Consider the following 22,716-nt stretch of genomic DNA (forward strand, 5'->3'; position numbering starts at 1 on the left):
GGACACCGGGGGCGGGACGCGCGGACCGCGAAGCCCACGGCCACGCCCTCGCCCTCGGCCTCGGTCTCGCCGACGACCCCTCCCGCCACCGCGGCACCCCCCCCCGCCCCGCCCCCCGCGCCCCCCCCCCGGGCGCCCCCCCCCCCCCCCCCCCCCCCCGACCCCCCCCCCCCCCCCCCCCCCCCCCCCCCCCCCCCCCCCCCGGCCCGCCCCCCCCCCCCGCCCCCCGCCCCCCCCGCCGTCGGTCACCTGTGTCTCACGCCGTGGAGTCGCGCTCCCAGCGGTAGAAGCAGTGCGCCATCGCGTCCTTCGGCGAACGCCAGGTCGCGGGGTCGTAGGCGCTGACGTACGCGGTCAGCCGCTCACTGATGGCCCGGAACTCCGGATGCCCGGCCAGCTCGGAGATGGCGGGCGTCGGGTCCTGCTCGGCCTCGACGAGATGCATGTACACGTCGTCGAACTGGAAGAGGCTGCGCCGCGAGACGCCGATGAGGTGCGGCAGCTCCCCGCGGTCCGACTCCGCGAACAGCTTGGCGATGTCCGGGGCGGACCCCGGGGCCATCCGGGCGACGATCAGGGTCTGGTGCGTCATCCTGTCCTCCGTCCGGCTCAGTCGGCCAGGCTCGGCACGGGCCGGTGCTCCGTGGCCGCCTGCTCGATGCGGTCCCGGATCAGCGCCATCTGGACCTTGGAGTTGCGGTTGATGTTGTCCGTCATCCAGGCGTCGTCGACGGGGGCCTCGGGCTTCATCTCGAAGTCCTGGGTCCACACCATCCGGGTGCCCTGCGGCACCTCCTCGTAGCGCCACCGGATGTTCATGTAGGCGAACGGTCCGGTCTCGACGCGGCGGGCCCGCACGGTGAGCGCGGCGCGGTCCGCCTCCCGCTCGGAGACCCAGCTCCACACCTTGCCGTTCTCGTCGGGGTGCATGGTGAGCCGGAAGGTGGTCTTCCCGTCCTCCTGCTTCAGGATCTCGGCCGAGGCGTACTCGCTGAACAGCTGCGGCCAGTTCGCCACGTCGTTGGTCATGTCCCAGACCAGGTCCAGCGGCGCGGCGATGACGATCTCGTTCTCGGTGTGTCCGGACATGTCACGCCCCTGCCGGCAGAGCACTGTTGACCTGGTCGAGGAACTGCCGGGGCGTCTTGCTGCGCTCCGCGTCCTGGGGCATCGGCGTGCCGTAGCGGTTCTCCAGCTCGCCCACGATGCCGAGCAGCCCGAGCGAGTCGATGCCGAGGGCGTCGAAGCCGACGTCGTACTGCCGCTGGAGGTCGTCCGGGGCGACGGTGACGCCGACGGACTTCTTCATCAGTTCGGCCAGTTCCTCGACCGTGATGCGGTCACTCATGCGGTTCCTCTCCTTCTGCTGTGTTGCTGCTGCTCCGTGCTTCCTGGACGCGCCTCGTCACGAGGCGCCGGTGGCGCCGTGCCGCAGCACCAGCGCCGAGTTCGACCCCATCAGGCCCCGGCTGAGGACCAGTGCCGTGCGCAGTTCGGCGGGGCGGGCCCGGCCGGTCACCAGGTCGAGGTCGTGACAGACGTCGAAGACGTGCGGGGTGGGCGGGATCAGGCCGTGCTCCATGGCGAGCACCGCCGCCGCGGTGTCCAGCACCGGCGCCGCGCAGTAGCCGCGGCCGGTCCCGGTCTTCGGCGCGGTGACCGGCACCCGCCTGCCGTGCGCGCCGAGGGCGTCGGCGATCGCCAGCGCCTCGGCACGGTCCGCCTCCGGCACGCCGAGCGCGTCGGCGAAGACCACGTCGATCTCCTCCGGCGCGCACCCGGCGTCCGCCAGTGCCGCGCGGACGGCTTCCGCGAGGCCCTCCCGGGACCGCTCCCACCGGGAGGCGCCGGTGAACGTCGCCGCGTGCCCCGCGAGGGTGGCCCGCACCCGCGCCCCGCGTTCCCGGGCCGCGGCCTCCTCCTCGACGACGAACATGGCGCCGCCCTCGGCCGGCACGAACCCGCAGGCCCCCTCCGTGAACGGACGGTAGGCCCGCTCGGGGTCGTCGACGGTGCTCAGCTCCTCGTAACCGAGCTGGCACACCACCGAGTACGGGGCGAGCGGCGCCTCGGTCGCGCCGGCCACGATCACCCCGGTGCCGCGTCGCACCGCCCGCGCCGCGTGCGCCAGGGCGTCCAGCCCGCCGGCCTCGTCGGAGGCGACGACCGAGCACGGCCCCTTGAAGCCGCGCCGGATGGAGACCTGGCCGGTGCTGGCGGCGTAGAACCAGGCGATCGACTGGTACGGCCCGACGAAGCGGCTGCCCTTGCCCCACAGCTGCTGGAGCTCGCGCTGGCCGAACTCACCGCCGCCGGAACCGGCCGCGGTGACCACGCCCACCGAGTACGGCGCGTCACCGGTGTCGGCCTGGCCGAGGCGGGCGTCCTCCAGCGCGAGGTCGGCCGCGGCCAGCGCGAAGTGCGTGAACCGGTCGGTCTGGACGAGGTAGCGCTCCTCGACCGCGGCCGTCGGCTCGAAGTCCCGCACCTCGCCCGCCACGCGCAGCGGGAGGTGTTCACAGCCCTCGCGGGTGACCCGGCCGAGGGCGCTGATGCCCTCCTGGGTGGATTTCCAGAACGACTCGGTGCTGGCTCCGTTGGGCGCGACCACACCGATACCGGTGACGGCGGCACGCCGCGGACGGGGTTCGGTCATCGTTCCCTCTCCCTCTCCCTCGGCCGGTTGAGGACCACCGCCGACTGGAAACCGCCGAACCCGCTGCCCACGGAGAGCACGCTGTTCAGCTTCCGCTCGCGCGCGTCACGCGGCACGTAGTCCAGATCGCACTCGGGGTCCGGGGTCTCGTAGTTCGCGGTGGGCGGCACCACCTGGTGGACCAGGGCCAGCACACAGGCGACGACCTCGATCGCGCCGATCGCGCCCAGGGAGTGCCCCACCATCGACTTGATGGAACTCATGGGCGTGGCGTAGGCGTGCTCGCCCAGGGTCCGCTTCACGGCGGCGGTCTCGTGCCGGTCGTTCTGCTTGGTCCCCGAGCCGTGCGCGTTGACGTAGTCGACCTCGGTGGGGTCGACCCGGGCGTGGTCGAGGGCGTCCTCGACGGCCCGCGCCATCTCCAGGCCCTCGCTGGTCAGACCGGTCATGTGGTACGCGTTGCCGAAGGTCGCGTAGCCGCCCAGCTCGCAGTAGACGTGCGCACCGCGGGCCCTGGCGTGCTCCAGTTCCTCCAGGACGAGCACCGCACCGCCCTCGCCCATGACGAAGCCGTCACGGTTGGCGTCGAAGGGACGCGAGGCGTGCGCCGGATCGTCGTTGTTGCACGACGTGGCCTTGATGGCGTCGAAGCAGGCCATGGTGATCGGGGAGATCGGCGAGTCCGAGGCGCCGGCGATGCAGATGTCGGCCCGGCCCTCCTCGATCGTGTGGAAGGCGTACCCGACCGCGTCGAGCCCGGAGGTGCAGCCCGTCGACACCGTCTGCACCGGCCCGCGCGCCTCGAACCGCTCCGCCACCGTGGAGGCCAGCGTGCTGGGCGAGAACGCGCGGTGCAGGTGCGGCCGGGCCCGGCTGTGGTCCACGTCCCAGCGCTGTCCACCATGGCTGACCAGCACGTAGTCGTGTTCCAGGCGGGTGGTGCCGCCGACCGCGGTGCCCAGCGAGACACCCACCCGCCAGGGGTTCTCCCGGCCCAGGTCGAGACCGGAGTCCCGCACCGCCTCCTCCCCGGCGACCAGGGCGAACTGGATGTACCGGTCGCACCGGGCGACCTGCTCCGCGTCCAGCCCGTGTGCCGCCGGGTCGAAGTCGCACTCGGCCGCGATGCGCGACCGCAGGCCCGCCGGGTCGAAGAAGGTGATGCCCCGCGTCGCGGTGCGCCCGTGGGACAGCAGGTCCCAGAACGCCGGCACCCCGATGCCGCCCGGAGCGACGACGCCTATGCCGGTGACGGCCACCCGCCGGTTCATGAACCGACCTGCCGTCGTCCTGCCGTGCGGACCGCACCGCCGTGGGCGCCGTCCGCCGCCGCGGCGACGGGCTCGGTCTCCTCCGTGTCGACGTGACCGAGCGGCGGGCTCGGCGCCAGCGGGCCCAGGTGGAAGACCAGGCGTGCCTCGACCTTGCCCACGTTGCGGAACCGGTGCCGCATGTGCATCGGGATCATCAGCCCCTGCTCGGGCTGGAGCGGGTGCGGTTCGCCGTCGAGGTCGACCTCCAGCTGCCCGCACACCACGTACACGAACTCCTCGGAGTACGGGTGGTAGTGCTCGCCGATGCGGTCACCCGGCTGGATGAGGGCCACGCCCATGAAACCGCTGGTGGCGCCGGACGTGGTGGGTGTGAGCATGGCGCGCAGGTCACCGCCGCGCCGGGTATTGGGCTCGACCTCGCTGAGGTCCACGATTCTGGGACGGGATGTGATCACGACGTTGCTCCGTTTCGTGTGCTGTGTCGGCGGGGGCGGCCGGCGCCCCGCCTGCCGGACGGCTCAGGCGTCGGGCGAGCGGCGGTCGGTGACGAGCTGCATGCGGGCGAGGGTGAGGAGACGGTCGGCGGCCCCGTCCCGCAGCGCGGAGGCGTCCACGCCGACCGCGGAGGCGTCCAGCAGTGCCGTCAGCTCCGCCGTGCGGGCGCGGTCCGTCATGCCGAGCACCTGACCGGCGTCGGGGTCTCCGCCGCGCACGTCGACCAGGCGCACCACGACGTCGTCGCGCTGGAAGATCGTGCTGCGCAGCACCGGGCTGCCCGGGTCGTCCGCGGCCTTCTCGTCCTGCTGGGCGAGGAGTTCGGCCAGCCGCAGGCCGCCGCCTTCCCGCGCCGGGTAGTACAGCGCGTGCCGTACGGCGTCCTGCCGCTCCTCGCCCGCCGACACGTGGTGGACGGCCGGCAGCGCCGCACGGGTGAAGAAGACCCGGGCCGACTCGGGGTCGTCGAGGTCCCGGTCCTGCTCCAGGTAGGGGTTGATGGCCTCCTCGACGGCCCGCACCTCGGGCTGCCGGGCGACGTGCCGCAGCGCGGCGAGCAGGTCGCCCCGCACCTCGATGGCCCGCACCACCCGGTTGCCGTGCATGAAGAGGGAGGTGCGGATCAGGCGGGTGGTGTCGTCGACCCGCGGTTCCGGCGAGGCGTAGTCGCTGAGGATCTTCGCGACGGCCTCCTCGCTGCCCGGCTTCACCGTGAAGGTGAGCGCGTGACGGATCACGCCGTCGCCGATCCGGGGCGAGGACTGGAGCCGGCGCTCGCCGGGCTCGGCCAGTGCGGCCGGGCCGCCCGTCTCGCGGACGACGTGGAACCGCAGCGACCTGGTGTCCCGCACGCAGCTGTGCAGCGGCTCCACCATCCGGACGTGCTCCTCGCTGTTGACCCAGGTGAGGAACGGCGGGGCACTCTCCCACTCACTGGTGATGAGCCACTGGGAGGGGTTCTCGATCGACTGGCACAGCTGGTCGCTGACGTGCCCGGGAACCGCCGCGATCTGGTTGCAGAGCTGCTCGTACGCCTCCAGGAACTGCTGCTGGGCCCCGTCGTAGACGTCCACCAGCAGGACGACCCGCAGGTGGGAGCCGTCGAAGACGGACTGGGAGACGCGCTGCGACACCTGGCGCGTCAGGTGTTCGGAAGCGGGGGCGGACGTGGTGGTCATGGTGGGGATCTCCTTCGGGGGGCGAGGCGGAACCTCGGCCGCGGTGAGGCGACGTGAGCGTGTCTTGATCCTGTGGCGGTCCGCACCGGTGCGCGACCGGGAGGGACTGGGTGGGTGACCGGCTCCCCTCGTCCGTGTGAGGTTGCGTCACCTGAGGTGCGCGAAGACGACGAGGTTCTCCGTGTAGTCCTTGATCGTGCGGTCGTAGTCGCCCGCGCAGGTGATGAGCCGCACCTGGGCGTCGGGGGTGTCCCCGTAGACCCGTTGGCTGGGGAAGTGGTCCTTGTCGAACTTCTCGACGCTGTCGACCACGAAGACGGGCGTCCGTCCGTCGGCCCGCCGCACCCGGAAGACGTCACCCTTCTTGAGCGCGTTCAGTTCGGCGAAGACGGCGGCGGAGGTGGCGGTGTCGACGTGCCCGGCGATGATCGCGGTGCCCGTCTCACCGGGCGAGGCGCCCTTGGCGTACCACCCGACCAGGTTGGTGTCGTGCGGCGGCGGGGCCTGGAGCTGCCCGCCCGCGCCGATGGCGAGGTCGGTGAAGGGGGCGTCGACGGAGATCTTCGGGATGAGCAGCCGCACGGGGCTGGACCGCGGCAGGTGTTTTCCCACCGGCCCGGTGCCGGGCGAGGCCGGTGCGGCGGCCCGCGGGTCGGACGGCGGACTGGGCGCGCCCGCCTGCGGGGTGTCGTTGCCGAGCAGGCGCACCGCCAGCAGCAGCAGGCCCCCGGCGCACAGCATGGTCAGGCCCCGACGGGGCCGCCGGGCCGGTGCCGACCTGTCGGAGGGGGAGGCGGAGGAGTGGACGGCCATCTGAGGTGACCTCACTAGCTGGTTCACGGCGGCGGGACGGGCGGGGGGCGGAAAGCGATCCGGGCCGCCACGTCCAGCTCAGGTGGCGGCCACGGCTGCTATGTCGCCCGGCACGGGTCAGGCCAGGCCGGCGGCCGACTTCTTACGGCGCGCGGCGTACAGGCCGGTCGCGGCGACGGCCAGGACGGCCAGGCCGCCCGCGGTCGTGGCGGGCGCGTCGAGCGCGCCGCCGCCGGTGTGCATGCCGCCGCGCGGCTTCTCCTCGTCGTCCTTGCTCCAGGAGGAGTCCTTGCCGTGCTCGCTGTCCTTCTTGTACGTCTCCGGGTCGTGCTTCGGGTCGCGTGCGGTGCCCCAGTCGTCGGCCTTGATCGTGTTCAGCGCGCCGCCGCCGGTGTGCATGCCGCCGCGCGGCTTCTCCTCGTCGTCCTTGCTCCAGGAGGAGTCCTTGCCGTGCTCGCTGTCCTTCTCGGACGTCTCCGACTTGGACGCCTCCGACTTGGACGCCTCCGAGTCGTGCTTCGGGTCGCGCGAGGTGCCCCAGTCGTCGGCCGTGACCGCGGTCAGCGCACCGCCACCCGTGTGCATGCCGCCGCGCGGCGCGTCGTGCTTGCTGCCGTGCTCTTCCTCCTTGCTGTACGAGGAGTCGTCCTTGCTGCCGTGGTCCTCTTCCTTGCTGTACGAGGAGTCGTCCTTGCTGCCGTGGTCCTCTTCCTTGCTGTACGAGGAGTCGTCCTTGCTGCCGTGGTCCTGCTCCTTGCTGTAGGAGGAGTCGTCCTGCTCCCAGTCACCGCCCGCCGCGTACACGCCGGGCGCGGCGATGGCGAGGGCGGCCGAAGCCGCCGCGGTGGCCAGGATCATGCGTGTCGAGCGCATATGAGGGTCCTTCCGTCGGCCGGGCAGCTGGCAGTTCGTCAGCTGAGAGAACCCGGCCCCGACGTGATCCACCGTCAGCCACTCCGCCGGGTTCCACCACTCGAAGCGCTCAGCCGGGTGAGGGCGGGTGGCACTCGGGGGAACGACGAGGGGGCTGTGCCGGCCTCCCGGGGGAGAGCCGGCACAGGCCCCGCGGACACCGCCACGGCATCCGACGACCGGTCAGGCGAGGTCCAGCACCGTGGTCAGGACGCGCCGCAGCACCGGTTCGGGATCCGGGACCGGGCCGGGCGAGCGCCAGGCGACGAACCCGTCCGGCCGCACCAGGACGGCACCTCCGACCGCCGTGCCGTGCCGTTCCCGCCAGTCCGCGCCGTCCTCGGGCACCAGCGCGGCGTCGGGTCCCGCTCCCACGCGGTACGACACGAGGGGGACGGACAGTGCCTCGGCCAGCCGGACGGCTGCCTCGTGCCAGCCGTTCGGCCCGTCGGCCCCGGCATCGCCGTCGCTCAGCAGGACCAGGGACCGCTCGTACAGGTCGAGCGTGGACAGCCGCCTGCCCTCGTGCCGGACCCACAGGTGGGGCGCCCGGGTGCCGGGGGCGCCGTCGAGGGCGAGCTTCTCCGGGACCACCGGCGAGGTGGGGTCGGTGCCGACGACGGCGCCCTGCGGGTAGCGGTAGCCGAGGGCCACGTTGAGGATGCCGCGCTGCGGCCCGCCCGCGCCCGCGCCGGCCGGCGGGGCGAAACCGGGGTGGCTGTGCTCGGCCGACCGGACCGCGGCGCGGGCACTGGTCGCCTCCGCCACGGGGCGGCGCTCGAGGTCGTAGGAGTCCAGCAGGCGGTGCCCCGCCCAGCCGCCGAGCACCGCCGCCAGCTTCCAGGCCAGGTTGTGCGCGTCCTGGATGCCGGTGTTGGAGCCGAAGGCCCCGGTGGGGGACATCTCGTGGGCCGAGTCGCCCGCCAGCAGGACGCGGCCCGAGCGGTAGCCGCGGGCCACGCGCTGGGCGGCGTGCCAGGGCGCCCGCCCGGTGACCTCGATGTCGAGGTCCGCCCGGCCGACCGCCCGCCGGATGTGCTCGGCGCAGCGCTCGTCGGTGAAGTCCTCCAGCGTCTCGCCGCGTTCGGGGTGCCAGGGGGCGTGGAAGACCCAGTTCTCCCGGTTGTCCACCGGCAGCAGCGCGCCGTCGCCGTCCGGGCTGGTGAGGTAGCAGACGATGAACCGGCGCTCGCCCACCACGTCGGCGAGGAGACGGGAGCGGAAGGTGATGCTGACGTTGCTGAACAGCTCGCCGGGGCCGCTCTGGCCGATGCCGAGCTGCTCGCGGACGGGGCTGCGGGGGCCGTCGGCGGCGACCAGGTAGTCGGCGCGGATCTTGGTGTGCTCACCGGTCTCCCGGTTCTTGACCAGCGCGGTGACCCCGTCGGAGTCGGTGTCGAACGACAGCAGTTCGGTGGAGTACCGCAGGTCGCCGCCGAGCGTCGTGGCGTGGTCGAGCAGGACCGGCTCGAGGTCGTTCTGGCTGCACAGGCACCAGGAACTCGGGCTGAAGCGGGCCAGGCCGCCGCCCGGGTCGATGTCCTTGACCAGCCACTCGCCCGCGTCGTCGACCAGGTCGCGCGCCTGGAGGATGCCGTGGTTGTCGGCCAGGGTGGCCGCGGCCCGGTGGATCGCCGGCTCGACGCCGGCCACCCGGAACAGCTCCATCGTGCGGACGTTGTTGCCGCGTCCGCGGGGGTGGCGGGAGGTGCCGGAATGGCGCTCCACCAGGGTGTGGCGCACCCCCATCCGGCCCAGGAACAGCGAGGTCGACAGGCCCACCAGGGAGCCGCCGACGATCAGGACGGGGACCCGGTGGATCGGGCCGCCCGGTTGGTCGGTTCTGTGTTTCATGATGTGTCTCCAGCACGTCGTGTCCGCCGACACGGCCGTTTGCGGCCGGACGGCCGGGACTGTCATGCATGCCCCGCCCGGCGAACGGCGGCCCAGGCTTCACCCGCCTGACGGTGCGTGACCGCGGTGGCCGGAGCTCCGGCGCGCGCGAGGGCCGCCGCACGCGCCGGGGAGACGGTTCCGGCGGCGGCGACGGCCCTCGCGGGGTCCGTCCGGGCCGTTCACGACGGCCCTTCGGAGGCTGCTACGGGTCGCTCAGATGCCCGATCCGAGGGAGTTCGTCGTGTAGGCGCACTCCGTGTAGATGTAGCCGGACTCCAGCTTCGCGGTGTCCGTGGCGGGCGTGGAGGAGGTGGAGGAACCGCTCGACGCCGACTTGTGCACGAAGTAGGTGGTGCCGGGGGGCAGGCTGATCGTGCGCTGCGGGTAGTTCTTGCCGCCGCTGCACGGCTCGAAGCCGGGGGTGAGGGTACTGCCCAGGGAGTACGCCTTGCAGCCGCCGCAGGCCTTGAGGGTGAGGCTGCCCGTCACCGGGCCGGTGTAGAGGACGGTGACCTCGTCGGGGCTGTCGTTCTTCACCGTGACCGAGATGCTGCCGCCGGACCGCGTCGTGGGCAGGGTCTTGCCCGCGGCCGGCAGGGTCTGGGCGATCTCCGCCGCGATCGCTATCTTCTTCGCCCGGGGCGTGTTCTTGGCGGTCCGGTGGGCCGAGACGTACTCGTTCATCGTCGTCTGCGCGGCTTCGAAGTCACCGTCCCGGTACTGGTCCACACCGCAGGTGTACGTGCCCGAGTCGGCGCTGCTCGTGGCGCGTCCGGCGTCCTTGGTGAGGGCGGCCTCGATGCCCGCCTCGTCGCCCGGCAGGTCCGCGATGCTGGAGCCGAGGTCGCGCAGCCGCTCGACCGCCGTGCAGGGTTCGGCGCCGGAGAGGCCCTTGACCTCGCGGGTGACGGCGGCGGCCACGGCCGGCTGGACCTTGGCGGCCTGGTCGGAGTCGGGGAAGGTGGTCAGCAGTTCGCCGAACTGGGACGCCCAGGTGGACTGGTCGGAGGCCAGGCCCCGTGAGGCGCATTCGTACAGGGAGGTGGCCAGCCGGTCGTCGGGCCACTTCTCCAGGGTGCCGAGGTCGGTGGAGGGCAGGGCCTCGGGGACCGTGCGCAGGTAGGTCAGGGGCGCTATCGCGGTGCAGTAGTCGGCGTCCTCGTACGGGGCGGCGACCGTGGTGTAGAAGGTCTTCATCCGGGTGGGCACCCGCTGGGCGGCGCGCGAGTCGGGGTGGTCGGACCTGAGGTCCTCGTAGGCCTTCAGCGCCTTGCGGTAGCCGGCCCGGCCGCTGCCGAAGTCCTCCTTGCCGGACGCCGTGACCAGCCTGTCGGCCTCGTCGAGCCGGTCGAGGAGCATCTGCTCCGTCGCCTCCTCCCGCGCGTCGTCGTACAGCACGACGCCGCCGGCCGGTACGGCGAGCAGGACCAGACCGAGCAGCAGGGCGAGGGGTGCCCGTCGCACGATCGCCGTGCGGGAGCGCAGGCCGACGAGCGCGCCGTGCGCCGCGACCCCGGCGAGGAACACGGCGTACAGCAGGAGGGCCGCCACCGGGACGCCGTCCGGGTCGGCCGGGAGGGCCACGAGCAGCAGCACGGCGGTGGCGGTCCAGCACAGCAGCATGAGCACCCAGCGGCGCAGCAGCGCGTACCCGAGTCCCAGGCCGCTGAGGTTGAGGACCGCGACCGCGACGGCGCGCGCGCCGTCCGGTGGCGCGGGCGGTGCCGGTGGCGGCGCCGACGGCATGGGCGGCACCTGGAAACCGTGGTCGTGCATGCCGTACTGATCTGCGGACATGGCTGTCCTCCCCCATCAACAGCGCCCGGACTTCGGTGACTTGTCAGTCTACGGGTGCCGTTGCCCTGCTGACAGGGATGTCCGGCGCCCTCTCTGCCCGGAGGGACCGGCGCGCTGGAACGGAATGGGGGCATCCGCGCGACCCCCGGCCCGGCGCGGGGGACCGCGCGCCGACGGGACTAGTAAATGAAAATGGTTATCGATAGCGTGTGGGGGTGCGCGGCTCGGCGTCCCCACCCTCCGGTGGGGCTTCGCCGGGCTGCCCCGACGTCTGAACCCGCCGTGGGAAAAGGGGAACTGTGGCTCATCTGCTGATGGTCGAGAGCTGGGTCGGATCGATGAGCAGGCTGCTGCCCCGGGCGATCGGGGAGGGCGGGCACACCTTCACCTTCCTCACCCGCGACCTGCACCACTACCTGCGCTCGGCCCCCGAGGGCGCGGCGCACCCGCTGCTCGGCGCCCGCAACGTCATCACGGCGGACACCAACGACGTCGAGGCCCTGCTCCCCGAGGCCGAACGGCTCCACACGGCCCTGCGCTTCGACGGCGTCCTCACCTCCTGCGACTACTACCTGCCGGCCGTGGCCCGCATCGCCGACCGCCTCGGCCTGCCCGGCCCCGGCCCCGAAGCGGTCGGCAACGCCTGCCGCAAGGACGCCACCCGTCGCGTCCTCGCCGAGGCCGCGGTGCCCGGCCCGCGCTTCGCCCTGCACGAGGAGTGGGACGACCTCGCCCGGTCGGCGCGGGAGATCGGCTACCCGCTGGTCGTCAAGCCGGTCGACCTGTGCGCCGGCATGTACGTGCGCCGCGTGGACGACGAATGCGAACTCGCCGACGCCGTACGGGCGCTGGCCGGATTCCCGGTGAACGCCCGCGGGCAGCGGCGGTCGTCCGCCGTCCTGCTGGAGGAACTGCTGGACGGACCCGAGGTGAGCGTCGAGACGGTGTCGCACGCGGGCGCGGTCCAGGTGGTCGGCGTCACCGACAAGAGCGTCGGCGGGGCACCCGCCTTCATCGAGACCGGCCACATGTTCCCCGCCGACCTGCCGCCCGCCGACACCGAGGCCGCCGAACAGACCGCCCTGGGCGCGCTCAAGGCCCTCGGCCTGACCGACGGGGTCGTGGCGCACACCGAGATCAAGCTGACCCCCGACGGACCCCGCGTCGTCGAGGTCAACCCCCGTCCGGCCGGCAACCGCATCACCGAACTCGTCCGCCACGTCACCGGCGTCGACCTCGCCGCCGCGTTCGTGGACGTCGCCCTCGGCCGCGCCCCCGACCTGCGGCCGGCCGACACCGGAGTGCGCAGCGCCGCCATCGGCTTCCTGGTGCCGGACCGCGCCGGCACCCTGGAGGCGCTCGACGGCACCGGCGTCCGGGACGCGGACGGCGTGCTCGAGGTGGAACTCGCCGAGCCCGGCCGGGCGGTGCGGGCCGCGGGCAGCAACAACGAGTACCTGGGGCACGTCATGGCCGCCGACACCCGCGGCCCCGGCGCCCGCGCCCGCGTCGAGGACCTGCTGACCGGCCTGCGCACGGGACTGGTGGTCCGATGACCCCCACGACCCTCCCCACCTACGACACCTACGACGACCTCGTCGCCCGCGTCCGCGACGGCGCCCTCGGCCCCGACCCGGCCACGCTGCGGATCGCCGTCGCCTTCACCACCCGGCAGGCGGTACGCCACGACGGGCGCGGCACCGGCTACCGCAACGAGGTGCTCAGCCTCCGCCTCGGCGAAGCCGTCGGCTCCTGCGCCGTCGAGCCGGGAGAACTGCCGGACAGCGTCCTCGACGACTGCGTCGGCGCCGACGTGGCCCGGCTCCTGCGCCACCCCCTGCCGCCGGTGCGGGTCGCCGCCCTCGACGCCTACCTCATGCGGGTCACTCCGCACACCCCCGAGCACGGCGCCCGGCCGGTCCCGCTGCCCGCCGGATCCTCCCTGGTGAAGTCCCGCGCCCGTGCCCGCGCCGTCGTCGACCTGCTCGACCTGCCCGCCGGGGCGACGGTCCTCGTCGTCGGCGTCGTCAACTCCCTGCTCGAAACGCTCCGTTCCCGCGGACTCAGGTACCTCCCGAGCGACCTCAAGGGCGGCACCACCGAGTGGGACGAGCCGGTCCTCACCGACGCGCTCGCCGCGGCCGGCCGCTGCGACGCCCTCCTCGTCTCCGGCATGACCCTCGGCAACGGCACCTTCGACCCCCTGCGCCGGCACGCGCTGACGCACGGCAAGCAACTGGTGGCGTTCGCCCAGACCGGCAGCGCCGTCCTGCCCCGCCTCCTCGGCCACGGGGTGAGCGCGGTGTGCGCCGAGCCCTACCCCTTCTTCTGGCTCGACGGCGGGCCGGGCACCGTCCACCGCTACGGCTGTCCGGGAGGTGTGCGATGACGACGACCGCCGTCCTGCCCGACGCGCGCCGGGAACTCCTGGCGCTGCTCGGCCGTACGCCCGTGGTGCGCGTCACCGCCGACCTGCCCGGCGCCCACCCCGGCTTCTGGGCCAAGCTGGAGGCCCTCTCGGCCGGCGGGATGAAGGCGCGGGCCGCGGTGTCCATGCTCCTCGGCGCCCGCGAACGCGGTGAACTGCGCCCCGGAGCACCGGTGGTGGAGTCCACCTCCGGCACGCTCGGCATCGGCCTCGCCTTCGCCGGACAGGCCCTGGGCCACCCCGTCGTCCTGGTCGGCGACCGCGAACTGGAACCGTCCATGCGGCAGTTGCTGCGCGCCCACGGCGTCCGCCTGGAGATCGCCGACCGGCCCGCCCCGCAGGGCGGCTGGCAGGCCGCCCGCCTGGCCCGGCTGCGCGAACTCCTCGCCGAACTGCCCGGCGCCTACTGGCCGGACCAGTACAACAACCCCGACAACAAAGCCGGTTACGCCTCCCTCGCCGCCGAACTCGCCACCCAGCTCGACCATCTGGACATCCTGGTGTGCAGCGTCGGCACCGGCGGTCACAGCGCGGGAGTCGTCGCACCGCTGCGCCGCCACTGGCCCGCACTGCGGCTGATCGGCGTCGACGCCACCGGCTCCACCATCTTCGGCCAGCCCGCCCGCCCCCGCCTGATGCGCGGCCTCGGCAGCAGCATCCATCCGCGCAACGTCGCCTACGACGCCTTCGACGAGGTCCACTGGATCGGCCCCGCGGAGGCCGTCGACAGCTGCCGCAGGCTCGCCCGGGGCAGCTTCGTCACCGGCGGCTGGAGCACCGGCGCGGTCGCCCGCGTCGCCGCCTGGGCGGCCCGCGTGCACCCCGGCGCGGTCGTCGCGACCGTCTTCCCCGACGGACCGCACCGCTACCTCGGCACCGTCTACGACGACGACTTCACCACCGCGCACGGCCTCGATCCCGCCACCGCCGCCACCCGGCCCGTGGAGATACCGCACCCGCACACCGCCGAGGCGACCGGCTGGGCCCGCTGCACCCGGGTCACCGACCCCCTCGGAGCCCTCCCCGCCCAGGAGGGAAGCCGGTGAGGACCGACCTGCGGACCGTACGCCTCGTGCTCGCCGAGCCGCTGCGGATCTCCCGCTCCACCATGGCCGCCCGCGACGCCGTGTGGCTGACCGTGGAGCACGACGGACTGCGCGGCCACGGCGAGGCCGTCACCAGCGTGTACTACGGCCTCGACACCGCCACCCTGCTGCGCCTCCTGGCCGCCGTCGACCTGGACCGCTTCGCCGACCCGGAGAGCGCCCTGGAAGCCCTGCCCCGCGTCGTCCCCGACGCGCCGCCGGCGGTGACCGCCGCCGTCGAGGCCGCGCTCCTCGACCTCGTGGGCAAGCGCGCGGACACGCCCGTCCACCGGCTCCTCGGGGCACCCGCGCCCCCCGTGGCCGCCACCGCCCGCACCCTCGGCATCACCTCCCTCCCGCACGCGGCGGCCGAGGCCCGGCGGCTCGCCGCGAGCGGCTTTGGGATCATCAAGGTCAAGGCCGGCGCCCCCGACCCCGAGGACGACGTCGAACGCGTCCGCGTCGTCCGGGACGCGGCGCCCGGCGTACGGCTGCTCCTCGACCCCAACGGGGCCTGGACGCTCGGCCAGGCGGAGGCGCTGCTGCCCCGCTTCGCCGACCTCGGCGTCGAGGCCGTCGAACAGCCCCTCGCCCCCGGCGACCCCGAGACGCTGGCCGCCCTCGCCGAACGCTCACCCCTGCCCGTCATCGCCGACGAGGACGCCGTCGGCCTGGAGGACGCCCGCCGCCTCGCCGGACGCGTGCACGGCGTCAACGTCAAGCTCGCCAAGTGCGGCGGCGTCCGGGCGGCCCTGCGCGTCGCCGAGGCCGTCGAGGGCAGCGGCACCGCGCTGATGCTGGGCTGCCTCACCGCCAGCAGCCTCGGCCTCGCGCCCGCCGTCCACCTCGCCGACCGGGCCCGCTGGGCCGACCTCGACGGACACCTGCTGCTCGCCCACGACCCGTGGAGCGGCATCGGCGGCACGGACGGATTCGTCCGCGCGAGCGACCGGCCGGGACTGGGGGTGACCCGTGCGGACCTGGCGTGAGATACGTCGCTTCCCCTTCGCCGTCCGGCTCCTGCTGGTCAACCAGCTCGGCGTGAACACCGGCTTCTACCTCCTCGTCCCCTACCTGGCCGTCCACCTCGGCGAGAACCTGGGCCTGTCGGCGGCCGTCGTCGGCATCGTCCTGGGCGTGCGCAACCTCAGCCAGCAGGGCCTGTTCCTCATCGGCGGCTCCGCGGCCGACCGGCTCGGCGCGCGGGGCGTCATCATCGCCGGGTGCGCCCTGCGCACGGTCGGGTTCGCGCTGTTCGCACTGGGCGACGGGCTGCCGGTGCTGCTCGCCGCGTCGGTGCTCAGCGGACTCGCCGGCGCCCTGTTCAACCCGGCCGTGCGCACCTACCTCGCACAGGAGGCGGGGGAGCGCAAGGCGGAGGCGTTCGCCCTGTTCAACGTGTTCGCCACCACCGGCGCCCTGATCGGCCCGCTGCTGGGCAGCGCGCTGCTCCTCGTCGACTTCCGCACCTGCGCGCTGACCGCCGCCGGCGTCTTCGCCGTCCTCACCCTGGCGCAGGCACTCGTGCTGCCCGCGCGGACGGTGCCGCCCAGCGGGGGCGGTGTCCTCGCGGACTGGCGCGAGGCGGCCGGCAACCGGGCCTTCCTCGGCTTCGCCCTCGCCATGGTCGGCATGTTCACCCTGGAGAACCAGCTCTACCTGCTGCTGCCCGACGGCGCCCGGCGGGCCACCGGCTGGGACGGCGCCGCGGGCCTCGTCCTCCTCGTCGGCACGCTCACCAACCTCACCCTCCAGCTGCGCGTCACCCGCGCCCTCAAGTCACGCGGCCACGGCGGCCGTTGGATCGCCGTCGGGCTGACCCTGATGGGCCTGGCGTTCCTGCCCCCCGCGGCGGTGTCCGGCTCGTCGTCCGACGGGTGGCTCGACGCCGTGCCCGTCCTGCTCGGCGCCCTCCTGCTCCACCTCGGCATCATGATCGCCTCGCCGTTCGTCATGGAGCTGATACCCGGCTTCGGCCGCCCCGAGCTGACCGGCACCTACTTCGGGATCTTCTACGTCGTCTCGGGTGTCGCCGCCGCCCTCGGCAACGCGCTCGTCGGCCAGGCCATGGACACGGGCGGGCGGACCGGTGCCGGGTGGCTGCCGTGGGTGTGCTGCGCCCTCCTCGGCCCGGCGTCGGCGGCCGGGGTGGCCCGGCTGTACCGGCGCGGTGCGCTGCCCGGAAGCCCCGGAAGCCCCGGAAGCCCCGGAGCCGTTGCCGTGGCGTCGGCTGCTCCGACGGCTGCACCGGCCTCCCCGGCGCCGTCGGCTGCCCCGGTGGCTTCCGCGGACCCGGCGGGTCCGGCCGGGGAGAGGAGCAACGCGTGACGGTACCCCCGGGCACGAACCTCCTCACCGACCGTCCCGCGCTCTACGAGGCCCGCTTCCCCGACCCCGACCGGCTGGCCGGACGCTGGGCCGAGGACCGCCTGCGCCGCCACCACGCCGGTCCGCGGGTCCTCGACATCGGCTGCGGCACCGGTCGCGACGCCGCCCACCTGCACCGGGCCGGCCGCACCGTGACCGGCGCCGACCTCTCCGAGGCGATGCTCGGCCATGCCCGCGCCCACCACCCGGGTCCGGCCTACCTGCGGGCCGACCTGCACGGCTTCGACCTCGGCCGGGCCGCCTTCGACGCGGTGATCTGCCTGGACAGCTCCCTGCTGTACTGCCACACCAACGAGCAGCTCGACGGCTTCCTGGCCTCCTGCCGGCACGCCCTCGGGCCCGGCGGGCTGCTGGTCGCGGAGATGCGCAACGGCGCGTACCTCCTGGGCCGCACGGACCTCCTCGACACCCCCAGGGCCGACACCTTCACCTGGCGGGGCGTCACCCACCGCTCCGTCACGACCCTGTCCGTCGACCGGCACGCCCAACTCCTGCGCCGGGTGCGGGTGTGGGACGCCGGCGACGGCACACCGCCCGTCGAACAGCACTCCGCCTGGCGGCTCCTGTTCCCGCAGGAGCTGCGGCACCTCCTCGCCGCGCACGGCTTCGAGGTCCTCGAACTCCACGACGGTCCGGGCCCGCGCACCGAACCCCCGTGGCGCGAGGGCGACCCGCCCCGCACCACGGCCGACGGGGACCGGCTGCACCTCGTGGCCCGCCTGAGCAGCGCTCCCCGAGCAGCCCGCGCCCCGTTCGGCTCCGCCCCCTTCCACCCGTCTCCACCCGATCCCACTCCGAGGAACAGCCATGCATGACGAACATCTCCCCGGCCTGCGCCGACGCGGCTTCCTCGCCGCCGGGACGGGGGCCGCCGCCCTCGCCCTCGTCGGCTGCGGCAACGGCACCGGCGACGACCGGGCCGACAGCGGGGACGGCAAACCCCGCAAGGGCGGGCGGCTGCGCGCCGCGTTCGCCGGCGGCGGCGCGAGCGAGACCCTCGACCCGCACCTGGCCAACCTGTTCGCCGACGTCGCCCGCGCCAAGGCCCTCTACGACAAACTCGCCGACTACGGCCCCGACCTCTCCGCGCGGCCCCGCCTCGCCGCCTCCTGGGAACCCGACAGCACACTCGCCCGCTGGCAGGTCACCCTGCGCGAGGCCACCTTCCACGACGGCAGGCCGGTCACCGCCGAGGACGTCCTGTACAGCTACCGCCGTATCGCCGACCCGAAGCAGGCGTACCGGGCGAAGGCGTCCCTGGAGCCCGTCGACCTCGACGCGAGCCGCGCCACCGGCACCCGCGGCATCGAGTTCGTCCTCAAGCGGCCGACGGCCGAATTCCCCAACGTGCTCGCCGCGTTCGGCGCGTACATCGTCCCCGCGAACGCCGGCGGCCTCGACACGAAACCGGTCGGCTCCGGGCCCTTCCGGTTCGTCTCCTTCGCGCCGGGCCGCTCGGCCGTCTTCCGCCGCAACGACGCCTACTGGGACGGCGCCCCGCACCTCGACGAGCTGGAACTCGTCGTCGCCAACGAGGAGTCGGCCCGCGTCAACGCCCTGCTCGGCGGCCAGGTCGAGTACGCCCACGAACTCAGCCCCACCACCGCCCGCGCCCACGAGGACGGGGGGCGGATCGACATCGTGCGGCTGCGGGGCAGCGCCATGCAGGGCTTCTGCATGAAGACCGACCGCGCCCCCTTCGACGACAGGCGGGTGCGCGAGGCGTTCTTCCTCATCGCCGACCGCCGGGAACTCGTCGACGGCGCCCTGTCCGGCGCGGGCGTCGTCGGCAACGACCTGTTCGGCAAGGGCTACGAGTACTACGCCGACGGCCTCCCGCAGCGCACCCAGGACCTCGACCGGGCCCGCGCCCTGCTGAAACAGGCCGGCGCCGAGAAGCTCAGGGTCACCCTGGACACCTCGGCCGTCGCCGCAGGATTCACCGAGGCCGCCGGCATCTTCCGCGACCAGGCCGCCCGGGCCGGAGTCACCGTCGACGTGCGGACGGGCAGCAAGGACTCCTACTGGAGCGACATCCTCGACAACGGCACCCTGTGCTGCTACCGCTCCGGCGCCATGCCCATCGAGGCCCACATCTCGCAGCGCCTGCTCACCGGCTCCACCACCAACGCCACCAAGTGGCGGCACCAGGACTTCGACGCCCTGTACCAGCAGGCGCAGTCCACCCGCGACAAGACCGAACGGGCCGCCGTCTACGAGCGCATGCAGCGCCGTCTGCACGCTGAGGGCGGTTTCCTCATCTGGGGGTTCGCCGACTGGATCATCGCAACCGCCCGCAACGTCAAGGGCGTCGAGACCGCGGCGCCCGCCAACACGCTCGACTGGGCCCGCTTCGACAAGGTCTGGCTGGCGTGACGAGAAGCCCGAAGGCGAGCGGCCCGCGCTCGTTCGTCGTCCGGCGGCTGCTCCTCGGCGTCGCACAGACGGTGGCCGTCGTGCTGCTGGTCTTCGCGCTCACCGAGGCGCTGCCGGGCGACGCGGCCGTCGCCCTCGCCGGCGACCAGCCCGACCCCGCGCGCATCGCCGCGATCCGCGAGGCCATGGACCTGGACCGGCCGGCGTACGCGCGCCTCGCGGACTGGGCGGCCGGCCTGTCGCACGGCGACCTCGGCACCTCCCTGACCTCCGGCCGCCCGGTGTCCGGCTACCTCGCCGACGGCTTCGGCCCGACCCTGCTGCTGGCCTGCCTCACCCTGGCCCTGCTCGTCCCGCTCGGCCTCGGCCTGGGCGTGCTCGCGGCCCGCCACGAGGGCCGGTTCGTGGACCGCCTGGTCAGCTCCGTGACGCTCGCCGTGTACGCGGTCCCCGAGTTCGCGCTCGGCGTCCTGCTGGTGACGGTCGTCGCGCTGGAACTGGCCTGGCTGCCACCGACCGCCGTCGGCTACGGCACCGACCTGCTCGCCCACCCGGCCGCCCTGGTCCTGCCGGTGCTCGTCCTGCTCGCCCGGCCGGTCTGCTCCCTGTCCCGCCTGGTCCGCGCCGGCATGGTCGACGCCCTCGCCTCGCCGTACGCCGCCCACGCCCGCCGCTGCGGCGTCCCCGGCGTCCGGGTCCGCTACGGCCACGCCCTGCCCAACGCCCTCGCCCCGGCCGTGCAGCAACTGGCCCGCACCGCCGACTGGCTGCTGTGCGGGGTCGTCGTCGTCGAGGCGCTGTTCGTCGTCCCCGGCCTCGGCACGGTCCTGCTCGACGCCGTCGCCGAACGGGACGTACCGGTGGTGCAGGGCCTGGCCGTGGTCTTCGGGGTGCTGACCGTCCTGCTCAACCTGGGCGCGGACCTGGTGACCCACCGGCTGACGCCCCGCGGGGAGGTGGCGGCGTGACCCGCGGCCGCTTCGTCCTCGGCCTCGCCGTCGTCGCCGTCCCGCTCGGCCTCGCCCTCCTGGGCCCCGCCCTCGCCGGCGAACCGGGCCCCCGCGCCCTGTCCTTCGCCCCGGGCGACGGTCACCCGCTCGGCACCGACTTCGTCGGCCGCGACGTGTGGCGGCAGGTCCTGCTCGGCGGCCGTACGGTCGTCCTGACCGCGCTCGCCGCGACCGCCCTGGCCTACCTGGTCGCCCTGCCCGTCGGACTGGCCGCCGCGCTCACCCACGTGCGGCGCCTGGAGGAACTGCTGATGCGGCCGCTGGACGTGCTGCTCGCCGTACCGTCCCTGCTGCTGATCCTGCTCGTGGCGTCCGTGTTCTCGCCGGGCGCGGCCGGGCTCGCGCTGCTCGTCGCGCTGGTGAACGTGCCCGACGCGGCCCGGATCGTGCGGGCGGCGGCGGGCGAGGCCGCCGCCCGTCCCGCGGTCGAGGCGCTGCGCATGCAGGGCGAGACCCGGTGGCGCATCGCCGTGGGCTACGTCGGCCGGGCCGTCCTGCGCACCCTCGCCACCGACGCCGGGATCCGGCTGACCGGTGTGCTGTACCTGGTGTCCACGGCCGCCTTCCTCGGGGTGGGCGTCGCACCGGACGCCGCCGACTGGGCGGTCATGGTCGACCGCAACCGCACCGGACTGTTCGTGCAGCCCTGGGCGGTCGTGGTGCCCGCCCTGCTGATCGTGGCGCTGACGACGGGCACGAACCTGCTCTTCGACGCCGCCCTGGAGAAGACCCCGCGACGGAAGGGACGACGTCCGTGAGCCACGACACCGCCGCCGCGGCGGAGATCCGGGACCTGCGCGTCGAGATCGACGGGCGGGCCGTCGTCGACGGCGTCAGCCTGCGGGTGCCGCCCGGCCGGGTGACCGCGCTGGTCGGGGCCTCCGGCAGCGGCAAGACCACCACCGGACTCGCGCTGCTGGGGGAGTACCCGCCCGGCGCCCGCGTCACGGGCGAGGTGCTCCGCCCCGGAGACGGACCTGTCGGATACGTGCCCCAGCACCCCGCGGCCGTCCTCAACCCGGCCCGTCGCACCGGTGCCCTCCTCCACGACATCGCCCGCTCCCGGGTCCGTCATCTGCCGCGCGCCGAACGCCGCACGGCGGCCCGCGAGCTGGTCCTGCGTGCTCTGGACGACGCCCAGCTCCCGGACGGCGAAGAGCTGCTGCGACGCCGTCCGCACCAGCTCTCCGGCGGCCAGCAGCAACGGGTCGTGCTCGCCCAGGCCCTCCTGCTCGGCGCCCGCGTCGTCGTCGCCGACGAACCCACCACCGGCCAGGACGCGTCGACCAAGGAACGGATCGTCGCGCAACTGGCGGCGGTCGCGGCCCGGGGCATCGCGGTCGTGCTGCTCAGCCACGACCTGGACGTGGTGCGCGCCCTCGCCGACGAGGTCCTGGTGATGCGGGCGGGCCGGGTCGTGGAGTCGGGCCCGGCCGAACGGCTGTGGCTCGCCCCCCGGCACGAATGGACCCGCCGGCTCCTCGACGAGAACCGGGCGCGACCAGCACGGGACACCGGCGCCGAGGCCGCCCGGCCCGTCCTGACGGTGCGCGGCCTGACCGCCGTCCACGGCGCCACCACGGTGCTGCGCGTCCCACGGCTCACGCTGGGAGCCGGCGAGTGCCTGGCCGTCGTCGGCCGGTCGGGCAGCGGCAAGACCACGCTCGCCCGCTGCCTGGCCGGGCTGCACCGCGACCGCACCGGCGAGATCCTGCTCGACGGGACACGGCTCCCGCACAGCCTGCGGCACCGCGACCGGGACCGGCTCGCCGCCGTGCAGTACGTGTTCCAGGACGCCCGCGCCGCGTTCGACGAGTTCCGGCCCGTCCTCCCGCAGGTCGCCCGCACGGCGGTCCGGCTGCGCGGCACCGACGAACGCACCGCCGACGCGGAGGCATCGGCGACCCTGGCCCGCCTCGGCCTGCCGGCGGACCTCGCCCACCGCCCGCCCGGCACCCTGTCCGGGGGCGAACTCCAGCGGGCCGCCCTCGCCCGCGCCCTGCTCGCCCGGCCCCGCGTCCTCGTCTGCGACGAGATCACCTCCGGCCTCGACCCGGTCACCCGGCGCGGCATCCTCGACCTCCTCGCCGGCCTCGTGCGCGACGGTGACGGCCTCGCCCTGGTCCTCGTCACGCACGACCTGGACACCGCGCGCCTCGCCGACCGCATCGCCGTACTGGAGGCGGGAGAACTGGTCGAACAGGGCCCGGCACAGCGGATACTGACGGCCCCCCGGCATCCGTTCACCGTCTCGCTGACGGAGGCCGCGGCACGTCCGGGGGCGGGCACGCGTCCGTGACGGGAGTCAGGGGCCGGGATGCCCGCCGGGCGTGCCGGCCGGCCCGGCCGTGACACCCGGCGGTACCCGGGCCGTGACACCCGGCGGTACCGAAGAGGGGCGGCCGCCC

At 74.3% G+C, this 22,716-nt stretch carries 21 protein-coding genes; 10 read left to right on the plus strand and 11 right to left on the minus strand.

Going from position 1 to position 22,716, the window contains the following annotated elements; genetic code table 11:
* Positions 1-256: 256 nt before the first annotated feature.
* From ACH4N1_RS33475 to ACH4N1_RS33525, 11 genes are all read right to left on the minus strand, one after another.
* Positions 257-592 carry a TcmI family type II polyketide cyclase gene (locus ACH4N1_RS33475; protein WP_398104012.1) on the minus strand — a complete coding sequence of 112 codons (336 nt, stop codon included), beginning with the start codon at positions 590-592 and terminating at the stop codon, positions 257-259.
* Between the two features lie 17 nt (positions 593-609).
* Positions 610-1,089, minus strand: coding sequence for an SRPBCC family protein (locus tag ACH4N1_RS33480; protein WP_398104015.1), 480 nt, complete (start codon positions 1,087-1,089; stop codon positions 610-612).
* A 1-nt stretch (position 1,090) separates the two neighbouring features.
* Entirely contained in the window at positions 1,091-1,348 is a 258-nt protein-coding gene (locus tag ACH4N1_RS33485; RefSeq protein ID WP_398104018.1) for an acyl carrier protein, read from the minus strand.
* A 57-nt stretch (positions 1,349-1,405) separates the two neighbouring features.
* Entirely contained in the window at positions 1,406-2,656 is a 1,251-nt protein-coding gene (locus tag ACH4N1_RS33490; protein ID WP_398104021.1) for a ketosynthase chain-length factor, read from the minus strand.
* On the minus strand, positions 2,653-3,927 hold the full coding sequence (locus tag ACH4N1_RS33495) for a beta-ketoacyl-[acyl-carrier-protein] synthase family protein (protein WP_398104024.1): 1,275 nt from the start codon (positions 3,925-3,927) through the stop codon (positions 2,653-2,655). The genes ACH4N1_RS33490 and ACH4N1_RS33495 overlap by 4 nt, the downstream gene beginning before the upstream one ends.
* Positions 3,924-4,385, minus strand: a complete 462-nt coding sequence (locus tag ACH4N1_RS33500; protein WP_398104026.1) for a cupin domain-containing protein — start codon at positions 4,383-4,385, stop codon at positions 3,924-3,926. Before ACH4N1_RS33500 ends, ACH4N1_RS33495 begins: the two co-directional genes overlap by 4 nt.
* Before the next feature lie 63 nt (positions 4,386-4,448).
* Complete coding sequence (locus tag ACH4N1_RS33505; RefSeq protein ID WP_398104029.1) at positions 4,449-5,603, minus strand: SchA/CurD-like domain-containing protein; 1,155 nt, start codon at positions 5,601-5,603, stop codon at positions 4,449-4,451.
* 147 nt (positions 5,604-5,750) lie between these two features.
* A complete protein-coding gene (locus ACH4N1_RS33510) occupies positions 5,751-6,416 on the minus strand; it encodes a class F sortase (RefSeq protein WP_398104032.1) in 666 nt (221 codons plus the stop codon).
* Between the two features lie 117 nt (positions 6,417-6,533).
* On the minus strand, positions 6,534-7,289 hold the full coding sequence (locus tag ACH4N1_RS33515; RefSeq protein WP_398104035.1) for a hypothetical protein: 756 nt from the start codon (positions 7,287-7,289) through the stop codon (positions 6,534-6,536).
* Positions 7,290-7,511: 222 nt separating this feature from the next.
* Positions 7,512-9,182 (minus strand): FAD-dependent oxidoreductase, encoded by a 1,671-nt coding sequence (locus ACH4N1_RS33520; protein WP_398104038.1) that lies wholly within the window; start codon positions 9,180-9,182, stop codon positions 7,512-7,514.
* A 255-nt stretch (positions 9,183-9,437) separates the two neighbouring features.
* Positions 9,438-11,021 carry a hypothetical protein gene (locus ACH4N1_RS33525; RefSeq protein WP_398104040.1) on the minus strand — a complete coding sequence of 528 codons (1,584 nt, stop codon included), beginning with the start codon at positions 11,019-11,021 and terminating at the stop codon, positions 9,438-9,440.
* A gap of 299 nt (positions 11,022-11,320) precedes the next feature.
* On the opposite strand from ACH4N1_RS33525, the gene ACH4N1_RS33530 reads away from it, so the two are divergent.
* From ACH4N1_RS33530 to ACH4N1_RS33575, 10 genes are read left to right on the plus strand one after another with little or no spacing between them, the layout of a single operon-like run.
* A complete protein-coding gene (locus ACH4N1_RS33530) occupies positions 11,321-12,577 on the plus strand; it encodes an ATP-grasp domain-containing protein (RefSeq protein ID WP_398104043.1) in 1,257 nt (418 codons plus the stop codon).
* The gene (locus ACH4N1_RS33535; RefSeq protein ID WP_398104046.1) at positions 12,574-13,410 is read left to right on the plus strand and encodes a Rossmann-like domain-containing protein; all 837 of its coding nucleotides are present in this window, start codon (positions 12,574-12,576) and stop codon (positions 13,408-13,410) included. Before ACH4N1_RS33530 ends, ACH4N1_RS33535 begins: the two co-directional genes overlap by 4 nt.
* Positions 13,407-14,495, plus strand: a complete 1,089-nt coding sequence (locus ACH4N1_RS33540) for a PLP-dependent cysteine synthase family protein (RefSeq protein WP_398104048.1) — start codon at positions 13,407-13,409, stop codon at positions 14,493-14,495. Before ACH4N1_RS33535 ends, ACH4N1_RS33540 begins: the two co-directional genes overlap by 4 nt.
* Entirely contained in the window at positions 14,492-15,523 is a 1,032-nt protein-coding gene (locus ACH4N1_RS33545) for a mandelate racemase/muconate lactonizing enzyme family protein (protein ID WP_398104051.1), read from the plus strand. Before ACH4N1_RS33540 ends, ACH4N1_RS33545 begins: the two co-directional genes overlap by 4 nt.
* Positions 15,507-16,862 carry an MFS transporter gene (locus ACH4N1_RS33550; protein ID WP_398104054.1) on the plus strand — a complete coding sequence of 452 codons (1,356 nt, stop codon included), beginning with the start codon at positions 15,507-15,509 and terminating at the stop codon, positions 16,860-16,862. The genes ACH4N1_RS33545 and ACH4N1_RS33550 overlap by 17 nt, the downstream gene beginning before the upstream one ends.
* The gene (locus ACH4N1_RS33555; protein ID WP_398104057.1) at positions 16,859-17,737 is read left to right on the plus strand and encodes a class I SAM-dependent methyltransferase; all 879 of its coding nucleotides are present in this window, start codon (positions 16,859-16,861) and stop codon (positions 17,735-17,737) included. Before ACH4N1_RS33550 ends, ACH4N1_RS33555 begins: the two co-directional genes overlap by 4 nt.
* Complete coding sequence (locus tag ACH4N1_RS33560; RefSeq protein WP_398104060.1) at positions 17,730-19,298, plus strand: ABC transporter substrate-binding protein; 1,569 nt, start codon at positions 17,730-17,732, stop codon at positions 19,296-19,298. The genes ACH4N1_RS33555 and ACH4N1_RS33560 overlap by 8 nt, the downstream gene beginning before the upstream one ends.
* On the plus strand, positions 19,295-20,266 hold the full coding sequence (locus ACH4N1_RS33565) for an ABC transporter permease (protein ID WP_398104063.1): 972 nt from the start codon (positions 19,295-19,297) through the stop codon (positions 20,264-20,266). The genes ACH4N1_RS33560 and ACH4N1_RS33565 overlap by 4 nt, the downstream gene beginning before the upstream one ends.
* Positions 20,263-21,066 carry an ABC transporter permease gene (locus tag ACH4N1_RS33570; RefSeq protein ID WP_398104065.1) on the plus strand — a complete coding sequence of 268 codons (804 nt, stop codon included), beginning with the start codon at positions 20,263-20,265 and terminating at the stop codon, positions 21,064-21,066. The genes ACH4N1_RS33565 and ACH4N1_RS33570 overlap by 4 nt, the downstream gene beginning before the upstream one ends.
* Positions 21,063-22,607, plus strand: a complete 1,545-nt coding sequence (locus ACH4N1_RS33575; RefSeq protein WP_398104068.1) for an ABC transporter ATP-binding protein — start codon at positions 21,063-21,065, stop codon at positions 22,605-22,607. Before ACH4N1_RS33570 ends, ACH4N1_RS33575 begins: the two co-directional genes overlap by 4 nt.
* Positions 22,608-22,716: the final 109 nt, after the last annotated feature.

The organism is Streptomyces sp. NPDC017202, from assembly GCF_044331705.1.
In the GTDB taxonomy this organism is placed as follows: domain Bacteria; phylum Actinomycetota; class Actinomycetes; order Streptomycetales; family Streptomycetaceae; genus Streptomyces.

Excerpts from the sequence above, each read along its gene's own strand:
- ACH4N1_RS33475 (WP_398104012.1), bottom strand. The coding sequence starts at position 592 with ATGACGCACCAGACCCTGATCGTCGCCCGGATGGCCCCGGGGTCCGCC.
- ACH4N1_RS33480 (WP_398104015.1), bottom strand. The coding sequence starts at position 1,089 with ATGTCCGGACACACCGAGAACGAGATCGTCATCGCCGCGCCGCTGGAC.
- ACH4N1_RS33485 (WP_398104018.1), bottom strand. The coding sequence starts at position 1,348 with ATGAGTGACCGCATCACGGTCGAGGAACTGGCCGAACTGATGAAGAAG.
- ACH4N1_RS33490 (WP_398104021.1), bottom strand. The coding sequence starts at position 2,656 with ATGACCGAACCCCGTCCGCGGCGTGCCGCCGTCACCGGTATCGGTGTG.
- ACH4N1_RS33495 (WP_398104024.1), bottom strand. The coding sequence starts at position 3,927 with ATGAACCGGCGGGTGGCCGTCACCGGCATAGGCGTCGTCGCTCCGGGC.
- ACH4N1_RS33505 (WP_398104029.1), bottom strand. The coding sequence starts at position 5,603 with ATGACCACCACGTCCGCCCCCGCTTCCGAACACCTGACGCGCCAGGTG.
- ACH4N1_RS33510 (WP_398104032.1), bottom strand. The coding sequence starts at position 6,416 with ATGGCCGTCCACTCCTCCGCCTCCCCCTCCGACAGGTCGGCACCGGCC.
- ACH4N1_RS33515 (WP_398104035.1), bottom strand. The coding sequence starts at position 7,289 with ATGCGCTCGACACGCATGATCCTGGCCACCGCGGCGGCTTCGGCCGCC.
- ACH4N1_RS33520 (WP_398104038.1), bottom strand. The coding sequence starts at position 9,182 with ATGAAACACAGAACCGACCAACCGGGCGGCCCGATCCACCGGGTCCCC.
- ACH4N1_RS33525 (WP_398104040.1), bottom strand. The coding sequence starts at position 11,021 with ATGTCCGCAGATCAGTACGGCATGCACGACCACGGTTTCCAGGTGCCG.
- ACH4N1_RS33535 (WP_398104046.1), top strand. The coding sequence starts at position 12,574 with ATGACCCCCACGACCCTCCCCACCTACGACACCTACGACGACCTCGTC.
- ACH4N1_RS33540 (WP_398104048.1), top strand. The coding sequence starts at position 13,407 with ATGACGACGACCGCCGTCCTGCCCGACGCGCGCCGGGAACTCCTGGCG.
- ACH4N1_RS33560 (WP_398104060.1), top strand. The coding sequence starts at position 17,730 with ATGCATGACGAACATCTCCCCGGCCTGCGCCGACGCGGCTTCCTCGCC.